Below are 16,644 nucleotides of genomic sequence, written 5' to 3' on the forward strand. Positions count from 1 at the left end.
TTGACGAACAGGGGAATAAATACTACTTTCCGATGCCATCCATCACTTCTATGTATGGCCATGGAACTACGCCACCTGAGATATTTTGTAGCGGTCACTGAGCACGGGAGCATCAGTCAGGCAGCGCGTGGCGTACATATCGCGCAACCTGCCCTCACGAAGCAGATCCGCGACTTGGAGGAGGAGCTGGGGCTGACGTTATTTGAAAGACGCTCGCGTGGGATTCAACTGACCCCAGCGGGGCAGCAATTCTTGACCGACGCTACGCGGATTCTGAATGAGGTGGCTTTGGCTAAAGAGCGTGCACGGCGCGTAAGCAACGGTCAGATTGGCTCGCTGTCAATTGCGATTACCGTACTCCATGCTCTCCTTCCCATTTTTTCGCAGATCATGCGGGCGTTTCGCAAGAGTGTGCCTGGCGTGTCGATTTCCCTGCGGCAACTGCTGTCCGGCCCGCAACTCGAGGAAATCCGCTCGGGGAGGCTTGATGCTGGTTTTCTATTCTTCCGGCCCGCAGGCGACGAGGCGCTTACCGGTTTCACGATCCACCGGGAGCCACTTGCGCTCGCGGTACCCCGCGACTCGGACTGGGCTGCGAAACCTCCTGAGCGGCTACGGGAGCTGTGCGAAGCGGATTTCCTTTGGTTCCCACGAAAGGCGTCCCCCGATTATCACGATCAGTTGATTCACTGCTTTCGGAAGGCAGGCTTCACCCCTCGCGTCACACAGGAGGGAGAGGACAACAGCGCGCTCCTGAGTCTGGTGGCCGCGGGACTGGGCTGCACGATCCTGCCCGCTACGGCCAGCATAAATGCGCCTGAGAGCGTGGTCTTCCTGGAGGTCAAAGACCTTGATATCAAGTTGCCACTGGATTTGGTTTGGCGCTCGGACAATAGTTCGCCAGCATTGCAACGTTTCGTCGAGGTCGTGCAGGCCTGTGTGTCTAAAGACCAATAACATCTTCTCGCCAAGCGGCAGAGGCCGCAGGGCGCCGTCGTGTTAAACCTGTAGCACAGCCATGAAATTGTGTGGCATAGTTGCCACCGCTGTATGCGATTGATATCGGGAGAGTCTCGACCTGCCGCGGCAGGCAAAGCGCCGAAGGAGCAACCGCCCCGGAAACTCTCAGGCTAAAGGACCGGTATCGCTTTTACACTCTGAAGAACCTCGGCGCATACGTCCGCCGACGGTACCGAAGGAGCAAGCTGCGCGAATGCCACGCGTGGTGAATCTCTCAGGTCAAGGACAGAGGGGGCGTCCGACTAGCACATGGTGTGCATCGGGCTGCCCTCCCCTATGACGTCCTGGAAGACCTTCTCATGACATCCATTGCAGTAATTGGCGGCGGGATCACCGGCGTCACGACAGCGTACGCCCTGGCTAAACGCGGTTTCTCGGTGACGCTGTTCGAACGGCATCGCTACCCGGCCATGGAGACATCGTTCGCAAATGGCGGACAACTTTCTGCGTCGAACGCCGAGGTGTGGACGCATTGGTCCACGCTTGCAAAAGGCATCAAGTGGATGTTGCGCAACGATGCGCCCTTGCTCGTGAACCCTCGTCCGACATGGCACAAGCTAAGTTGGTTCGTCGAATTTATCGCATCGATTCCGCAGTACCACCGCAATACGATAGAGACGGCTCGGCTGGCAATTGCGGCACGCCAACACCTGTTTGCATGGGCCGAGGCGGAAGGTATCGATTTCGACCTCGAGAAGCAGGGCATCCTTCATATCTATCGAGATAGGGCAGGCTTTGATCATGCCGGTCGCGTGTCGCAGTTGCTTTCCAAAGGAGGACTAGCGCGTCACGCCGTGACGCCGGAAGAAATGCGCGCAATCGAACCAACGCTGGCCGGAAACTATTACGGTGGGTACTACACGGAGAGCGATGCGACGGGCGACATCCATAAATTCACGTTGGGACTGGCGTCTGCCGTGCAGCGACTTGGCGTACATACGCTGTACAACCAGGACGTGAAATCTGTATCGACAGACGGCCGCTCCGTGACGGTCACAGCCGATGCTGATGGCCAGTGCTCGACGCATGAGTTCGACAGCGTCGTCGTATGTGCCGGAGTGGCAAGCCGACACTTGGCAAGCCAGCTTGGTGACCGTGTGAATATTTATCCCGTGAAGGGCTATTCAATCACCGTCAATCTGCTTGATAAAGAAAGCCAGGCATCGGCGCCGACGGTTAGCCTGCTCGACGATGAAACCAAGCTGGTTACGAGTCGCCTGGGCATCGACCGCTTCCGCGTGGCCGGCACCGCGGAGTTCAATGGCATCGATCGGGACATCCGTGCCGATCGCATTCAGCCGCTGGTCGACTGGGTTCACCAGTGCTTCCCGGGTGTCAGCACGCGCAGCGTAGTCCCGTGGGCAGGTTTGCGTCCTATGATGCCGAACATGATGCCACGCGTCGGACGCGGTCATGCGACCAACGTGTTCTATAACACCGGGCACGGACACTTGGGTTGGACGCTGTCGGCAGTTACAGCGGATATCGTCGCGGACGTTGTTCGGCAGTCTGTGGAGAGTTCGATCGTAGTTGGAGATTCTCTCGTGACCAAGTAGCACTCTCTTCGTCGAGCGTCGACGAAGATTCCAATCCACTACTGGATCAGCGCCGTACTTTGCTGCATGGCCTGGTCCATGTCGGCGATACCGCAGTCGATCTGAATGATGCCGGTCGCGATCTCACGCGTTGTCGGGTCGACGGCCGGCACACTGCACACGCGCTCGCTGGAGGTCCTCAGCCTTGGAACAAGATCGGGCTGGCTTGGCGACTCGAAATTCGCCAAGCACCAATACGCTAGCTCTTGTGTACGACTTCAAACGAATACCCGTCCGGATCGAATACATCGGCCGCGTAGTACCCGGGATAGTATTCAAGCCGTGCGCGAGGCGGGATGTTCTCCCGTGCACCAGCGGTGATTGCGGCGTCGTGGAATTCGTCGACCTTGGCGTTGCTATACGCCACAAAGCCCCAGTGAACAGCTTCGGGATTCGGATTCCCCTGCTTCAGCCAGAAGAAGGCCTTCTCGCCATCGCCGAAACCCCACAGGTCAGGATGCCCATTCTCCCCTTTGTACGGCAGGAAAAACCTAATCCCGATAGGCTTCAAGGCAGCTTCGTAGAAAGCCAGCGAGCGCTCGATATCGCTGACGGTCAGGATCATGTGATCAAGCATACCTTCCCCCTCACAGTGCAAGTGCTTCGATGGCTCGCTCGCCGTTCGCGACAGCATCTGGAGCGAGCATCGGAATATTCATGCCTTCCGCACGAACAGTCTGGACATCCGAGATCCCAATGAAGCCAAGAATTTGGCGAAGGTACGGCTCTGCAAAATCCCACGGCTTCCAGGGGCCCTCGCTGAAGACGCCGCCTGACGCAAGCAGCAGGAACGCCCGCTTGCCCGTCGCCAGCCCCTCCACGCCAGCACCCGCGTAGTCGAAGGTCTTGCCGGCTCGCACAACATGATCGATCCAGGCCTTCAAGGACGCCGGGATCCCGAAGTTCCACATTGGAGAGGAGATGATCAGGATGTCCGACGTCATGACTTCGTCCACAAGCCGATCGGACAGATCCGCGGCACCCTTGAGCGTCATGACCTCCATTGGATCTTTGCTGGAGATGGCTCTGAGCGTGGTGGCGTCCAGGTAGAGCGGTGGCGCCTTCGCGAGATCGCGCACAATCACATTGGCCAAAGGGTATTGCCCCTCCAGTCTCTGGCGCAAGCTATCGGTCAATCGACGGCTAGCGGAATCAGCTCCCCGAGGACTGGATTCAACGATGAGTATCTGCATCATGGTTTCTCACTGGTAGAAGAGAACGATCGCGTCTCGATCGATAAACTCTAACAGCGAGATCAATTGCCACCAATACGGCACATCGAGGTTAGTAACTTACATGGATGTGAGCATGGGAAAAGCTAAACAGCCGCTGGATTCGGCACTGGTCTGCGGCCACGAGGATCCAATCGCGGTTCGCGAATTACTCACTCGAGTCGGCGACAAATGGAGCATATTTCTTATATTGTCCTTAGCGAAGCTTGGCGGTCGCGCTCGATTTTCTCAACTTGATCGCGCAATACCAGGAATATCGCAACGGATGCTGACATTGACATTGACGCATTTGGAGCGAGACGGGTTGATTGCACGAGAGGTGTTCGCGGAAGTTCCTCCGCGCGTCGAATACGAGCTGACAGCGCTTAGCCGAAGCCTAGCGGAGGCCATGCAAGGATTGGTGGACTGGGTGGCTCAGAACTGGAAGCAGGTCCGCACAGCACGAGCGGAATACGATGCACGGTAGCATCCAACGCAACGCGTCGCTGGTACGACACTGGCGTACACAGACGTCTTTCACGCGTTTGAGGCAAACAGCGATGGGCGAGCGCTTTTCACTAGCGACGCAAATTTTCTCGCGTGAAGCCTCTTGCGTTGAAGAGGTGAGCACCCAGTCACGGGGACCTCGCCACCAGAATGCCCCAAAAAAGGAGCCCTACGGTTCAGTGCGCCGGAGGACACGCAACCCCCGATCAGATCTTGAAGCTTTCAAGGCTCGCCGGATGGAACAGCTCGCGCGCTTCCAGCCGGCGGCTGGAAAGCCCCTCCGCATGATGCCGCGCAAGAAAACGATCGACGACGTGCTCGTTCTGTGCAAAGCCGTACGGCCAGAAGTCGAACCCCATCAACTTCCGCGCCGCCCGCAAATGATCCTCGACGAACGGCAAAGTCACCTTGGTCGCCGCCGTATCGCTCAGGCGCGCGAGCGCGAGGGCCTTCGATTTCTCGAACGCCTTCATGAGCGCGCCCGGCAGCCACGGATGGCGGTCCGCGAGCGTCTTCCTGATCCCAAGCGTGTGCATGATCGGAAACAGCTTCGTTCGCGCATACCAATCGGCTGCGCTCTTGTGCGGATCGTCGAAGAGGTACCGGACCTGGGGATGCCCTTGATCGAAGCATGAAGGCGCGCGCGGCCCGATGACGGCGTCGATCTTCCCGGCGGCCAACAGGCTGGAGATCGTCTCGCCTTCAGGCGCGTCCTCGAGCTTGATATCGCCGGGCAGCTTCAGCGCGATTTTCTCGACCCTGGCTGGGTCTTCATAGCCGCCGCGCACCCAGGTCACATCCGACGCCGTCACGCCGTACTCCTCCTCGAGGAACAGACGAACCCAGACATTGGCGGTGAGCTGATACTCGGGCACGCCGATGCGCTTGCCCTTCAGGTCTTCGGGCTTGTCGATCCCGCGATCCGCGCGCACGTAGATCGACGTATGCCGGAACGCACGCGACGGAAAAACGGGGATGGCGATATACGGCGACGTCCCCGCGGCGGTCTTCACCGAATAGCTGCTGAGCGATAGCTCGCAGATATCGTAGTCCGCGTGCCGGAAGGCCCGAAAGAAAATCTCCTCGGGATCCTGCAGCATGAAAACGGGATCCACGCCGTCGATCTGGACATCGCCATCGACCAACGGCCGTATGCGGTCATAGTTGCCGACGGCGATCGAAAGCTGGAGCTTGTGATTTCCCATTGCATCTCCTCTCTAGGTTGAACCAAGCGAAGCGTGAGCGACGGCATGGCCATTCGAGCCACGAGACCGGGTCGATCGCCGTCGTTTCATTCTATATAGCATGATCCTATTGTGTATAATGCATTGTCAAGGGTCATTGGGAAATCACGGCTCCGCATCGGCGGCCGCACAGGCTCTCAAGCAGTCGAGCGCGGCAGAAACCGCGGTGCGGCTAAGGCTGTCGGGGCGCCAGTACATCGACACCGAGCCGAAGCCGGCAAGCTGCACGGGCAGGATCCTCACCGCGTTCATCCGCTCGAAACGCAGCGCGCCCCGATGCGACGCGATGCCCAGGAGATCGGTGTGATTGAGAAGCGTGATGTTGAGCAGCGACGAATTCGATTCCACGCAACGGCTCGGCATCGTCTGTCCGGCGGCTGCGAGAGCGGTCTCGAAAGCGGTGCGCACGGGCGTGCCGCGAGGCCAGACGATCCACGGGTACGCGAGCAAATCTTCCCAATCGACGGTGCCCTTCTCCCCCAAGGGATGCTGCGGCCGGCACACGAAATGAATCGGCTCCATGTACAGGATTTCGGCTTCGATCTGCGGGTCCGCATTGTCCGGGGCCGAACGGCCGACGACGATGTCCAGCTCGCCGCGCACGAGCTGCGGAATCAGCAGGTTCATCGTGCTTTCGACGAGCCGCACCTGCGCGCGCGGCAGACGCTGCAACAGCCCCGCCACGGCGAGCGGCACCGTATCGCCGGACGCGACGCCCGACGTGCCGATCGTCACGAGCCCGCTGCCGCCGTCGAGCAAAGCCTGCATGTCGTCGCGCGCGCCGTCGAGATGCGCCTCGATGCGCCGGGCGTGCTCGATCAGCGATTCGCCGTAGGCCGTCGGCCGCAGACCCCGCGCGTGCCGCTCGAACAGCGGCAGTCCGACATCCGCCTCAAGCTCCTTGAGCCACTTGGAGAGCGCGGGCTGCGTCGTATTGAGGGCTGCCGCGGACTGGCTGAGGTTGCCGGTCTCGGCGAGGCTCACCAGTACCTGCAGATGCCTCAGACGCAATCGATAAGTCCAGTCCATCGAGCCACCCCTTCTTAGGTATATCCAAAACCACATGGATTAGAGCAATTCTTCATTTTACGAGGCATATCTCGCAGACGTATAAATCACGCAGACGATCGAGCTTTGAGGAGACATCGATGCCAACCGCCACCCCAGCGCGGGAACAACGCGCGGCCTACTACGAACTGATTGCCCAGCGCCAGCTGTCGCCGCTCTGGGAATCGCTCCACAACCTCGTGCCCCCTCAACCGAAGCCGCGCGCGAAGGCCGCGATATGGCGGTACGCGCAGATCCGCGACCTGGTGATGCAGGCGGGCGCGCTCATCAGCGCTCAGGAAGCGGTGCGCCGGGTGCTGGTGCTGGAGAATCCGGGGCTGCCGGGCAAGTCGAGCATCACGCCGAGCCTTTACGCCGGACTTCAATTGATCCTGCCGGGCGAGATCGCGCCGAGTCATCGCCATACGCAATCGGCGCTGCGATTCATCGTCGAAGGCCGCGGGGCATGGACCGCGGTCGACGGCGAACGCACGACCATGCGTCCCGGCGACTTCATCATCACGCCGTCATGGACGTGGCACGACCACGGCAACCCGTCCGTCGATGAAGGCGGCGAACCGGTGATCTGGCTCGACGGGCTCGACATTCCGCTCGTCGCCAGTCTCGACGCCGGCTTTGCCGAGAGCTACCCGGAAGCGACGCAGCCGGTCACGCGCCCCGAGGGCTACAGCTTTGCGCGCTTCGGCCACAACATGGCGCCAGTGCGAGAGCTCGCGCCGCACCCCACCTCGCCCATCTTCAGCTATCCGTACGAACGCAGCCGCGAGGCGCTCGACACGCTCTATCGCCACGGCGAGCTCGACGCCTGGGACGGCGTGAAGCTGCGCTACGTGAATCCCACGACGGGCGGCTGGCCGATGCCGACGATGGCGACGTTCATGCAGTACCTGCCGGCAGGCTTCGAAGGCCGGGCCCGGCGCAGCACCGACGCCACCGTCTATTGCGTCGTCGAAGGACACGGCACGGCTTACATCGGCGGCGACGCGTTTTCATTCGCGGCGCACGACGTGTTCGTCGTACCGGCGTGGCAGCCGGTGCGCTTCTCCGCGGTTGGCGAAAGCGTGCTGTTCAGCTACTCCGACCGGCCCGTGCTCGCCGCGCTGAACCTGCTGCGCGAGGAGCGCCTCTGAACGGCGCGTCCCCTCCCCCTTGGCTTCCTCTTATTAGCGAGTCGATCATCATGGCATTCGTCTTCCCCCCCGCCGCTCCCGTCGGTATTCCCGTCGCCGGCAGCGACGACCTGTTCGCGGTGCGCCGGGTCTACTGCGTCGGCCGCAACTATGCGGCTCATGCGCGCGAGATGGGTTTCGATCCGGACCGCGAGCCCCCGTTCTTCTTCTGCAAGCCCGCCGATGCCGTGGTGCCGGTCGCGTACGGCGAGACGCTCGAGCTCGCCTATCCGGGCGAGACGCAGAACTACCACTACGAAGCGGAGCTGGTCGCGGTCATCGGCAAGGGCGGATCGGACATTCCGCTGAATCAGGCGCTCGAGCACGTCTGGGGTTATGCAGTCGGTCTCGACATGACGCGGCGCGACCTGCAGATGAAGATGCGCGAAATGGGCCGTCCGTGGGAAATCGGCAAGGCGTTCGACCGTTCCGCGCCGATCGGCCCCATTCACCCGGCCAGCGCGGCCGGCCATTTCGAGCAGGGCGGCTTGTGGCTGACGGTCAACGGCGAGACGAAGCAGAAAAGCGACGTATCGCATCTGATCTGGTCGGTGGCCGAGACGGTCGCCGATCTGTCCAGGTTCTTCCGGCTCGAGGCGGGCGACGTGATCTTCACCGGCACGCCTGAAGGCGTCGGCGCAGTGAAGCGCGGGGATGTGATGGCCGTCGGCGTCGAGCGCCTCGGCGAACTGACGGTGCGAGTCGTCTAAACCCAACCAAGCGGACGCTATCGTGCAGCTTCATAGCTTTTTCAACAGCTCGACCTCCTGGCGCGTGCGGATCGCGCTCGCGCTCAAGGGGCTCTCATACGACTATCTGCCGGTCGACATCCGTGCGGGCGCGCATCGCGCGCCGGACTATGTCGACCATGTCAATCCGTCGGCAGCGGTGCCCGCGCTCGTCGAAGACGGCTTTCACCTTGGACAGTCGCTCGCCATCATCGAATGGCTGGACGCGCGCTATCCCGAGCCCCGGCTGATTCCGCCGGAGCTCGACGCACGGGTGCGGGTGCTCGAACTCTCGTATCTGATCGCGTGCGACATCCATCCGGTCAACAACCTGCGCGTGCTGCGCTACCTGCAGGACGTGCTCGGCATGACGCCGGATCAGAAGGATGCGTGGTACCGGCACTGGATCGAGCAAGGCATGGCGGGAGTGGAACGCTTGCTCGCGCGATATGGCTTCGGACCGTGGTGCTTCGGCGCACAACCGACGCTGGCCGATTGCTGCCTCGTGCCGCAAATCGGGAACGCGCAGCGGATGGGCTGCGATCTCTCCGCCTACCCGCGCAGTTTGGCGGTTTACCGGCACGCGATCGAACACCCCGCGTTCGAGCTTGCACGGCCGGCGCGCCAGCCGGATTACAAGGCTTGATGCCTAAGTTGAGGAGACAAGCATGAGCGAGACAACCAAAAGCACGCGCCGCGTGATCGTGGTCGGCGGCGGCATCGGCGGCCTCGCCGCGGCGCTTGCGCTGGCCCGGCAGAACATCGGCGTCGAACTGCTGGAACAGGCGCCCGAGATCGGCGAGATCGGCGCTGGCATCCAGCTCGCGGCGAACGCCTTCAACGCGCTCGACGCGCTCGGCGTGGGCGAGGCGACGCGCCGTCGCGCGGTGTTTACCGACTATCTGAAGCTGATGGACGCTGTCGACGCCAGCGAGGTCGTGCGAATCGACGTAGGCGCGCCGTACCGTCAGCGCTTCGGCAACCCCTATGCCGTGATCCATCGCGCGGATATCCATCTGTCGATCCTCGAAGCGGTTCGATCGAGTCCGCTGATCCGGTTTCGCACCAACACGCAAGTGCAAGCGATCGAGCAGGACGAAAGCGGCGCGACCGTCATCGATCAACGCGGCACCCGGTACCGGGCCGATGCGGTCATCGGCTGCGATGGCGTCAAATCCGTCGTGCGCGCCGCGATGATCGGCGACGAGCATCATGTGACCGGGCACGTCGTCTATCGCGCCGTGGTCGACGTGGCGAACATGCCGGCCGATCTCCGCATCAATGCGCCGGTGGTATGGGCCGGACCGCATTGCCACCTGGTGCACTACCCGTTGCGCGGCGGCCAGCAGTACAACCTCGTCGTGACGTTCCACAGCCGGCAACAAGAGCAATGGGGCGTCACCGACGGCAGCAAGGAAGAAGTGCTTTCGTATTTCGACGGGATCCACCCGCTGCCGCATCAGATGCTGGACCGCCCGACTTCGTGGAAGCGCTGGGCGACGGCCGACCGCGAGCCCGTCGAGCGCTGGAGCATCGGCCGTGTCACGTTGCTCGGCGACGCGGCGCATCCCATGACGCAGTACCTCGCGCAAGGCGCCTGTCAGGCGCTCGAGGATGCAGTCACGCTCGGGGCGGCCATCGAAGCCGCCGGCGGCGACTTCGCCGCCGCGTTCGCGCTGTACGAACGAGCCCGCATTCCGCGTACGGCGCGCGTGCTGTATTCGGCTCGGGAGATGGGCCGGATCTATCATGCGAAGGGTGTCGAGCGTCTCGTGCGCAATTCTCTGTGGACAGGCCGCACGCAGGAGCAGTTCTACGACGCGCTGCACTGGCTGCACGGATGGCGTGCCGAGGACGCGCTGAAAGGCGTTATCTGACACGCGACTAAGGGAAACTCGCCCGGGGCAAAAAAAATGGCGCCACGGTTAAGTGGCGCCATCAAAAAGTTCTAGCCATTCCGAGGGCCGTGCTAGAACCTGAGAGACGTGATTCGAATGTCGCCGCGAACTCGCGCAGCGAAGGCCCTGCGAAGCAGACTGCAAACACGCCGCGCGCCCCTTCTGAGACCTCAATCCGAAATCGGGTTCCATTTTTTCCGGTTACGCTGACCAAGTCAAGCAAATTCTCAGGCAATTTGTTCAGCCCGCGCGTCACTTTGCCTCGAAATTTCATAATGAGAAACTGAAATTTGGCTTAGCTTGTACGCTTGAGCACGAAATGCAATAAATGCGACCGTAACGCGCATGCGAGTCCAAAAATGAAATAAAGTTTCAGAAAAGATGACCGCATGCTCACCATGTCCACCCCCTCTCGCAAACCGGGCGCCGCCAACGAACCCCGCGACAAAGAAGGCTCCGGCGACGAAGTCACCGCACTGGCCCGCGGCCTCACCGTTTTGCGCCGAATCGCCGCAGCCGACGCGCCGGTCAGCAACCGCGAGCTGACCGAGCTCACTGGCATCCCCAAGCCCACGGTCTCGCGCATCACGGCGACGCTCGTCAACGCGGGCTTCCTGTTCCAGCTCCCGGATAGCGAGCGCTTCGTGCTGACGGCGTCGGTGCTCGAGCTCTCCAACGGATTCCTGCGCAATTTCGACATCCGCTCGCGCTCGCGGCCGTTCCTGATCGAGCTGGCGGAGAAGACCTCGCTGTCCGTGCACCTGGCGGTGCGCGACCGGCTCGACATGGTCGTCATCGACTCGATCCGGCCGCGCTCGGCGATCCTGGTCTCGCGCCTCGAAGTCGGCTCGCGGATGGACTTGACGCGCACCGCCGTCGGCCGTGCCTACATGGCGGCACTCCCGCCCGCCGACCTCGACGCGCTGCTGACGGGTCTGCAGACGGCGTCGGGCGACGACTGGCCCCACATCCATGCCCGCATCACGAAAACACTCCAGGAAACGCGCGCGAACGGCTTCGCGATCGCGACGAGCGAGTGGTACGAAGGTCTCAACGCGGTCGCTGCCGGCTTCGTCGGGCCGACCGGCACGCGCTACTCGGTGAACTGCGGCGGCGCCGCGCACATGTGCCCGCGCGAATGGCTGATCGAGCACGCGGTGCCCGCGCTCCTCGAATGCGTCGGGAAGATCATGCGCGAGATCGGCGGCTCGCCGGGCTACCGGCTCGACAACTGAGCCCGGGGCGCACCGGCGCCGACGCACTCTGTAACGCTCGTAACTGCTTGAAAAATACCGCTCTGGACTGGACCCGAGGCCCCATCGTACGATCATGCTTTCCGCGCGGCAGCCACGACATGGCACCGCGCACCGCCGCTCTTTGCTCCGCCGAAACACCGCCCCGCACGCCTCGCGCACGAGGCGCACCGCCAGCGCCGTCGCACCTCAGGCGAACATCGCACTTTTAGCGTCTGTTCATGTTCCTCGCCTGGCATCGCGAATTCAGCCAGCCTGTGTGTCCTGCGCACAGGCCGCCCGCGATGCGCCCTCGACAGGCGCGTTCCGCATCGCGCGGGTTTCGACGCCTCCACACACGCTACTCATCGAACCGATGGACGAACAAGAAAACGTCACCGAAACGCAACGCTCCCTGACGCCCGTGAAGACCCCGCCCGGCGTCGAACCGGCCGTGGCCCGGGGCCGCTCGCCGCGCCGCAGGCTCGCCTCGCTCGTCGTCGCCGTGCTGATCGCGGCGGGCGTGATCGCCTGGTGGCATCCGTGGAGCAGCACGAGTCCCGACGGCGCGGGTGGCCCCCCGGGCGCGCCGCATGCCGGCCGCGGCGGGCCCGGCGGCTTCCCGAACCAGCCGCAGCCGGTGCAAGCGGCGGCCGTCACGCAAGGCGACATGCCGATCGTGCTCAACGCGCTCGGCACCGTTACGCCGCTCGCCACGGTGACGGTCAAGACGCAGCTCTCGGGCACGCTCCAGACAGTCGAGTTCCAGGAAGGCCAGATGGTCAGGAAGGGCGACGTGCTCGCGCAGATCGACCCGCGCCCCTATCAGATCTCGCTCGCCAACGCCGAAGGGACGCTCACCAAGGACCAAGCGCTCCTGCAGACGGCGCGCATCGACCTGAAGCGCTACCAGACGCTGCTCGCGCAGGACTCGATCGCGAGCCAGCAGGTCGACACGCAGGCCTCGCTCGTCAAGCAGTACGAAGGCCAGGTGAAGTCCGACCAGGCGAACATCGACACCTACAAGCTCGACCTGACCTATGCGCGCATCACGGCGCCGGTGTCGGGGCGCGTCGGCCTGCGCCAGGTCGATCCGGGCAACTACGTGACGCCGGGCGACACCAGCGGCATCGTCGTCATCACCCAGCTGCAGCCGATCAGCGTGATCTTCACGACCTCGGAAGACAACCTGCCCGCGATCATGAAGCAGACGAGGGGCGGCGCGAAGCTCTCGACCACCGCCTACGACCGCAACAACGCCAAGCCGCTCGAAACCGGCCATCTCGACACCTTCGACAACCAGATCGACACGGCCACGGGCACCGTCAAGCTGCGCGCGCTGTTCGAGAACGACGACCTGATGCTGTTCCCGAATCAGTTCGTCAATGCGCGCCTGCTCGTCGACACGATCCACGACGCGGTGATCGTGCCGACCTCGGCGGTGCTCAACGGCTCGAGCGGGCCGTTCGTCTATGTGGTGAAGCCCGACAACACCGTCACCGTGCGGCAGATCAAGACCGGCCCCGTCGACGGCGAGCGCACGAGCGTCGCCTCGGGTCTCGCGCCGGGCGAGCGCGTGGTCACTGACGGCTCGGACCGCCTGAAGGAAGGCGCGAAGGTCACGATCCCACGCGCAAGCGGGGACGGCCAGCGTCCTCAGGTTGCGTCCGGTGCGTCCGGTGCGCACGCGCGCGGCGCCTCGGGTGCGGCGGCGGCCTCGGGCGCGCTTCACGGCCGCCGCAAGCCCGCGCAAGCAAGCGGCGCCAGCCAATAACGCAACGCCGAACACGCTGATACCGCATGAATCCATCCCGCGCCTTCATCCTGCGCCCGGTCGGCACCGCCCTTCTGATGGCGGCCATCATGCTGGTCGGGCTCGTCGCCCTGCGCTTCCTGCCGATCTCCGCGCTGCCCGAGGTCGACTACCCCACGATCCAGGTCCAGACCTTCTACCCGGGCGCGAGCCCCGACGTGATGACCTCGTCGGTCACCGCGCCGCTCGAGCGGCAGTTCGGGCAGATGCCGTCGCTCAACCAGATGTCGTCGCAAAGCTCGGCGGGCTCGTCGGTCATCACGCTGCAGTTCAGCCTCGACCTGCCGCTCGACATCGCCGAGCAGGAAGTGCAGGCCGCCATCAACGCGGCCGGCAACCTGCTGCCGTCGGACCTGCCCGCGCCGCCGATCTATGCGAAGGTGAATCCGGCCGACGCGCCGATCCTCACGCTCGCGATCACCTCGAACACGACGCCGCTCACCGAGATCCAGGATCTCGCAGATACCCGTCTCGCGCAGAAGATCTCGCAGGTGGCGGGCGTGGGCCTCGTCTCCATCAGCGGCGGGCAGCGGCCCGCCGTGCGCATTCAGGCCAACCCGCTCGCGCTCGCCTCGTACGGCCTGAACCTCGACGACCTGCGCACGACGATCTCGAACCTCAACGTCAATACGCCGAAGGGCAACTTCGACGGCCCGACGCGCGCCTACACGATCAACGCCAACGACCAGCTGACCGACGCAAGCGCCTATCAGAGCGCCGTGATCGCCTACAAGAACGGCCGGCCGGTGATGCTGACCGACGTCGCGAAGATCGTCGACGGCGCGGAGAACACCAAGCTCGGCGCCTGGGTCGGCATGCGGAACGCCGGCGGTCCGGCGGCCGGCGAAGCGTCGGCCAAACCGTCGGTCGAGCCCGCGATCATCCTGAACGTGCAGCGCCAGCCGGGCGCGAACGTGATCCAGGTCGTCGACAGCATCAAGGCGCTCCTGCCGCAATTGCAGGCGTCGCTGCCGGCGTCGCTCGACGTGAAGGTGGTCACCGACCGCACCACCACGATCCGCGCCTCGGTGCGCGACGTGCAGTTCGAGCTGGCGATGTCGGTCGTGCTCGTCGTGCTCGTGATGTACCTGTTCCTCGCCAACATCTACGCGACGATCATCCCGAGCCTGTCGGTGCCGCTCTCGCTGATCGGTACGCTCGCGGTGATGTACCTGTACGGCTTCTCGCTGGATAACCTCTCGCTGATGGCGCTCACGATCGCGACCGGCTTCGTGGTCGACGACGCGATCGTGATGATCGAGAACATCGCGCGCTACGTCGAGGAAGGCGACACGGCGCTCGAAGCGGCGCTGAAGGGCTCCAAGCAGATCGGCTTCACGATCATCTCGCTGACGGTGTCGCTGATCGCGGTGCTGATTCCGCTGCTCTTCATGGGCGACGTGGTCGGGCGCCTGTTCCACGAGTTCGCGATCACGCTCGCGGTGACGATCGTGATCTCGGCCGTGGTCTCCCTCACGCTCGTGCCGATGATGTGCGCGAAGCTGCTGCGCCATACGCCGCCGAAGGGAAGCGGCAGCTTCGAGGCGAAAGTGCATGCGTTCATCGACTACGTGATCGGTCGCTACGCGGTGGCGCTGCGCTGGGTGCTGGACCACCATCGCTCGACGCTCGTCGTCGCGGTCCTCACGCTCGTGCTGACCGGCGTGCTCTACGCGGTGATTCCGAAGGGCTTCTTCCCCGTGCAGGACACGGGCGTGATCCAGGCGATCACGCAGGCGCCGCAATCGGTCTCGTACGGGTCGATGGCCGAGCGCCAGCAGGCGCTCGCTTCAGTGATCATGAAGAACCCGGACGTCGAGAGCCTCACCTCGTTCATCGGCGTCGACGGCAGCAACATCACGTTGAACAGCGGCCGCATGCTGATCAACCTGAAGCCGCGCGACGACCGCAAGAAGACCGCGAGCGCGATCATCCGCGACATCCAGGCCGATGTCGCGCACGTTCCGGGCGCGTCGCTCTACATGCAGCCGGTGCAGGACCTGACGATCGATTCCACGGTGAGCCCGACGCAGTACCAGTTCATGCTGACCGACCCGAACGCCGCCGAGTTCGCGACCTGGGTGCCGAAGCTCGTCGAGCGCTTGAAAGAGGCCCCCGAGCTCGCCGACGTCGCCACCGATCTGCAAGAAAACGGCCAGTCGGTCTACGTGGAGATCGACCGCGCGACCGCGGCGCGCTTCGGCATCACGCCGGCCACGGTCGACAACGCGCTCTACGACGCGTTCGGCCAGCGCATCGTCTCGACGATCTTCACGCAGTCGAACCAGTACCGCGTGATCCTCGAAGCCGAGCCGACGCAGCAGCACTACGTCGAGTCGCTGAAATCGATCTACCTGCCGTCGTCGACTGCGTCGGGCGGACAGGTGCCGCTCTCGTCGATCGCGAAGTTCATCGAGCGCCCCGCCCCGCTGCTCGTCACGCACCTGAGCCAGTTCCCGGCCACCACGGTCTCGTTCAACCTCGCGCCCGGCGCCTCCCTCGGCGCGGCCGTCAAGGCGATCGACCAGGCCGAGAAGGACATCGGCCTGCCCGCCTCGTTCCAGACGCGCTTCCAGGGCGCGGCGCTCGCGTTCCAGGCCTCGCTCGCCAACGAGCTGTTCCTGATCCTGGCGGCGATCGTCACGATGTACATCGTGCTCGGCGTGCTCTACGAGAGCTTCATCCATCCGATCACGATCCTTTCGACGCTGCCTTCGGCGGGCGTCGGCGCGCTGCTCGCGCTGATGATCTCCGGCCACGATCTCGACATCATCGGGATCATCGGCATCGTGCTCTTGATCGGCATCGTGAAGAAGAACGCGATCATGATGATCGACTTCGCGCTCGATGCCGAGCGCGTGGAAGGCAAGCCGCCGCGCGAGGCGATCTACCAGGCGTGCCTGCTGCGCTTCAGGCCGATCCTGATGACGACGATGGCGGCGCTCCTGGGCGCCTTGCCGCTGATGCTCGGCACCGGCTCGGGCTCGGAGCTGCGCCAGCCGCTCGGTATTGCGATCGCGGGCGGCCTTATCGTGAGCCAGCTGCTCACGCTGTTCACGACGCCCGTGATCTATCTCGGCTTCGATTCGCTGGCGCGGCGCATTCGCGAGCGCTTCCAGGGCGGGTCTCAACCAGCCACGGACGCGGGAGCATGATGCG

The 16,644-nt window shown here is 63.5% G+C and carries 14 protein-coding genes and 1 riboswitch; of the genes, 10 read left to right on the forward strand and 4 right to left on the reverse strand.

Annotation, left to right across the window (positions count from 1 at the left end; all coding sequences use genetic code 11):
• Nucleotides 1–60 precede the first annotated feature (60 nt).
• Nucleotides 61–957, forward strand: coding sequence for a LysR family transcriptional regulator (locus tag FAZ69_RS19040; RefSeq protein ID WP_169708695.1), 897 nt, complete (start codon nucleotides 61–63; stop codon nucleotides 955–957).
• 96 nt (nucleotides 958–1,053) lie between these two features.
• Nucleotides 1,054–1,151, forward strand: a riboswitch (glycine riboswitch).
• Nucleotides 1,152–1,319: 168 nt separating this feature from the next.
• Nucleotides 1,320–2,576, forward strand: a complete 1,257-nt coding sequence (locus FAZ69_RS19045; protein WP_136896643.1) for a D-amino acid dehydrogenase — start codon at nucleotides 1,320–1,322, stop codon at nucleotides 2,574–2,576.
• 238 nt (nucleotides 2,577–2,814) lie between these two features.
• Here the strand turns inward: FAZ69_RS19045 and FAZ69_RS19050 are convergent, their stop codons facing one another.
• Nucleotides 2,815–3,180 carry a VOC family protein gene (locus tag FAZ69_RS19050; protein ID WP_240702331.1) on the reverse strand — a complete coding sequence of 122 codons (366 nt, stop codon included), beginning with the start codon at nucleotides 3,178–3,180 and terminating at the stop codon, nucleotides 2,815–2,817.
• A 22-nt stretch (nucleotides 3,181–3,202) separates the two neighbouring features.
• Complete coding sequence (locus tag FAZ69_RS19055) at nucleotides 3,203–3,811, reverse strand: FMN-dependent NADH-azoreductase (RefSeq protein ID WP_136896645.1); 609 nt, start codon at nucleotides 3,809–3,811, stop codon at nucleotides 3,203–3,205.
• A 112-nt stretch (nucleotides 3,812–3,923) separates the two neighbouring features.
• On the opposite strand from FAZ69_RS19055, the gene FAZ69_RS19060 reads away from it, so the two are divergent.
• Nucleotides 3,924–4,313 (forward strand): winged helix-turn-helix transcriptional regulator, encoded by a 390-nt coding sequence (locus FAZ69_RS19060; protein WP_136896646.1) that lies wholly within the window; start codon nucleotides 3,924–3,926, stop codon nucleotides 4,311–4,313.
• Nucleotides 4,314–4,539: 226 nt separating this feature from the next.
• On the opposite strand, the gene FAZ69_RS19065 is transcribed toward FAZ69_RS19060, so the two are convergent.
• Together FAZ69_RS19065 and FAZ69_RS19070 are read right to left on the reverse strand one after the other, a co-directional pair.
• Complete coding sequence (locus tag FAZ69_RS19065; RefSeq protein ID WP_136896647.1) at nucleotides 4,540–5,538, reverse strand: ABC transporter substrate-binding protein; 999 nt, start codon at nucleotides 5,536–5,538, stop codon at nucleotides 4,540–4,542.
• Between the two features lie 144 nt (nucleotides 5,539–5,682).
• A complete protein-coding gene (locus tag FAZ69_RS19070; RefSeq protein WP_136896648.1) occupies nucleotides 5,683–6,606 on the reverse strand; it encodes a LysR substrate-binding domain-containing protein in 924 nt (307 codons plus the stop codon).
• A 119-nt stretch (nucleotides 6,607–6,725) separates the two neighbouring features.
• Between FAZ69_RS19070 and gtdA the strand changes: the two genes are divergently transcribed.
• The 7 genes from gtdA (at nucleotide 6,726) to FAZ69_RS19105 (ending at nucleotide 16,640) form a co-directional block, all read left to right on the forward strand.
• Nucleotides 6,726–7,775, forward strand: coding sequence for a gentisate 1,2-dioxygenase (gene gtdA / locus FAZ69_RS19075; protein WP_136896649.1), 1,050 nt, complete (start codon nucleotides 6,726–6,728; stop codon nucleotides 7,773–7,775).
• A gap of 50 nt (nucleotides 7,776–7,825) precedes the next feature.
• Entirely contained in the window at nucleotides 7,826–8,524 is a 699-nt protein-coding gene (locus tag FAZ69_RS19080; protein ID WP_136896650.1) for a fumarylacetoacetate hydrolase family protein, read from the forward strand.
• A gap of 22 nt (nucleotides 8,525–8,546) precedes the next feature.
• Nucleotides 8,547–9,188: a maleylacetoacetate isomerase gene (gene maiA, locus FAZ69_RS19085; protein ID WP_136896651.1), complete on the forward strand. Its 642-nt coding sequence runs from the start codon at nucleotides 8,547–8,549 to the stop codon at nucleotides 9,186–9,188.
• Between the two features lie 22 nt (nucleotides 9,189–9,210).
• Nucleotides 9,211–10,419, forward strand: a complete 1,209-nt coding sequence (locus FAZ69_RS19090; RefSeq protein WP_136896652.1) for a 3-hydroxybenzoate 6-monooxygenase — start codon at nucleotides 9,211–9,213, stop codon at nucleotides 10,417–10,419.
• Between the two features lie 419 nt (nucleotides 10,420–10,838).
• Nucleotides 10,839–11,675, forward strand: coding sequence for an IclR family transcriptional regulator (locus FAZ69_RS19095; protein WP_136896653.1), 837 nt, complete (start codon nucleotides 10,839–10,841; stop codon nucleotides 11,673–11,675).
• A 373-nt stretch (nucleotides 11,676–12,048) separates the two neighbouring features.
• Nucleotides 12,049–13,446 (forward strand): MdtA/MuxA family multidrug efflux RND transporter periplasmic adaptor subunit, encoded by a 1,398-nt coding sequence (locus FAZ69_RS19100; RefSeq protein WP_136896654.1) that lies wholly within the window; start codon nucleotides 12,049–12,051, stop codon nucleotides 13,444–13,446.
• A gap of 26 nt (nucleotides 13,447–13,472) precedes the next feature.
• The gene (locus FAZ69_RS19105) at nucleotides 13,473–16,640 is read left to right on the forward strand and encodes an MdtB/MuxB family multidrug efflux RND transporter permease subunit (RefSeq protein ID WP_136896655.1); all 3,168 of its coding nucleotides are present in this window, start codon (nucleotides 13,473–13,475) and stop codon (nucleotides 16,638–16,640) included.
• Nucleotides 16,641–16,644 lie beyond the last annotated feature (4 nt).

This window comes from Trinickia terrae, assembly GCF_005144415.1.
Lineage (GTDB): Bacteria > Pseudomonadota > Gammaproteobacteria > Burkholderiales > Burkholderiaceae > Trinickia_A > Trinickia_A terrae.

Bases quoted from the DNA above. Each gene is read 5' to 3' on its own strand.
- FAZ69_RS19040 (WP_169708695.1), top strand. From the start codon at position 61: ATGGAACTACGCCACCTGAGATATTTTGTAGCGGTCACTGAGCACGGG.
- FAZ69_RS19045 (WP_136896643.1), top strand. From the start codon at position 1,320: ATGACATCCATTGCAGTAATTGGCGGCGGGATCACCGGCGTCACGACA.
- FAZ69_RS19050 (WP_240702331.1), bottom strand. From the start codon at position 3,180: ATGATCCTGACCGTCAGCGATATCGAGCGCTCGCTGGCTTTCTACGAA.
- FAZ69_RS19055 (WP_136896645.1), bottom strand. From the start codon at position 3,811: ATGATGCAGATACTCATCGTTGAATCCAGTCCTCGGGGAGCTGATTCC.
- FAZ69_RS19060 (WP_136896646.1), top strand. From the start codon at position 3,924: ATGGGAAAAGCTAAACAGCCGCTGGATTCGGCACTGGTCTGCGGCCAC.
- FAZ69_RS19065 (WP_136896647.1), bottom strand. From the start codon at position 5,538: ATGGGAAATCACAAGCTCCAGCTTTCGATCGCCGTCGGCAACTATGAC.
- FAZ69_RS19070 (WP_136896648.1), bottom strand. From the start codon at position 6,606: ATGGACTGGACTTATCGATTGCGTCTGAGGCATCTGCAGGTACTGGTG.
- gtdA (WP_136896649.1), top strand. From the start codon at position 6,726: ATGCCAACCGCCACCCCAGCGCGGGAACAACGCGCGGCCTACTACGAA.
- FAZ69_RS19080 (WP_136896650.1), top strand. From the start codon at position 7,826: ATGGCATTCGTCTTCCCCCCCGCCGCTCCCGTCGGTATTCCCGTCGCC.
- FAZ69_RS19090 (WP_136896652.1), top strand. From the start codon at position 9,211: ATGAGCGAGACAACCAAAAGCACGCGCCGCGTGATCGTGGTCGGCGGC.
- FAZ69_RS19095 (WP_136896653.1), top strand. From the start codon at position 10,839: ATGTCCACCCCCTCTCGCAAACCGGGCGCCGCCAACGAACCCCGCGAC.
- FAZ69_RS19100 (WP_136896654.1), top strand. From the start codon at position 12,049: ATGGACGAACAAGAAAACGTCACCGAAACGCAACGCTCCCTGACGCCC.
- FAZ69_RS19105 (WP_136896655.1), top strand. From the start codon at position 13,473: ATGAATCCATCCCGCGCCTTCATCCTGCGCCCGGTCGGCACCGCCCTT.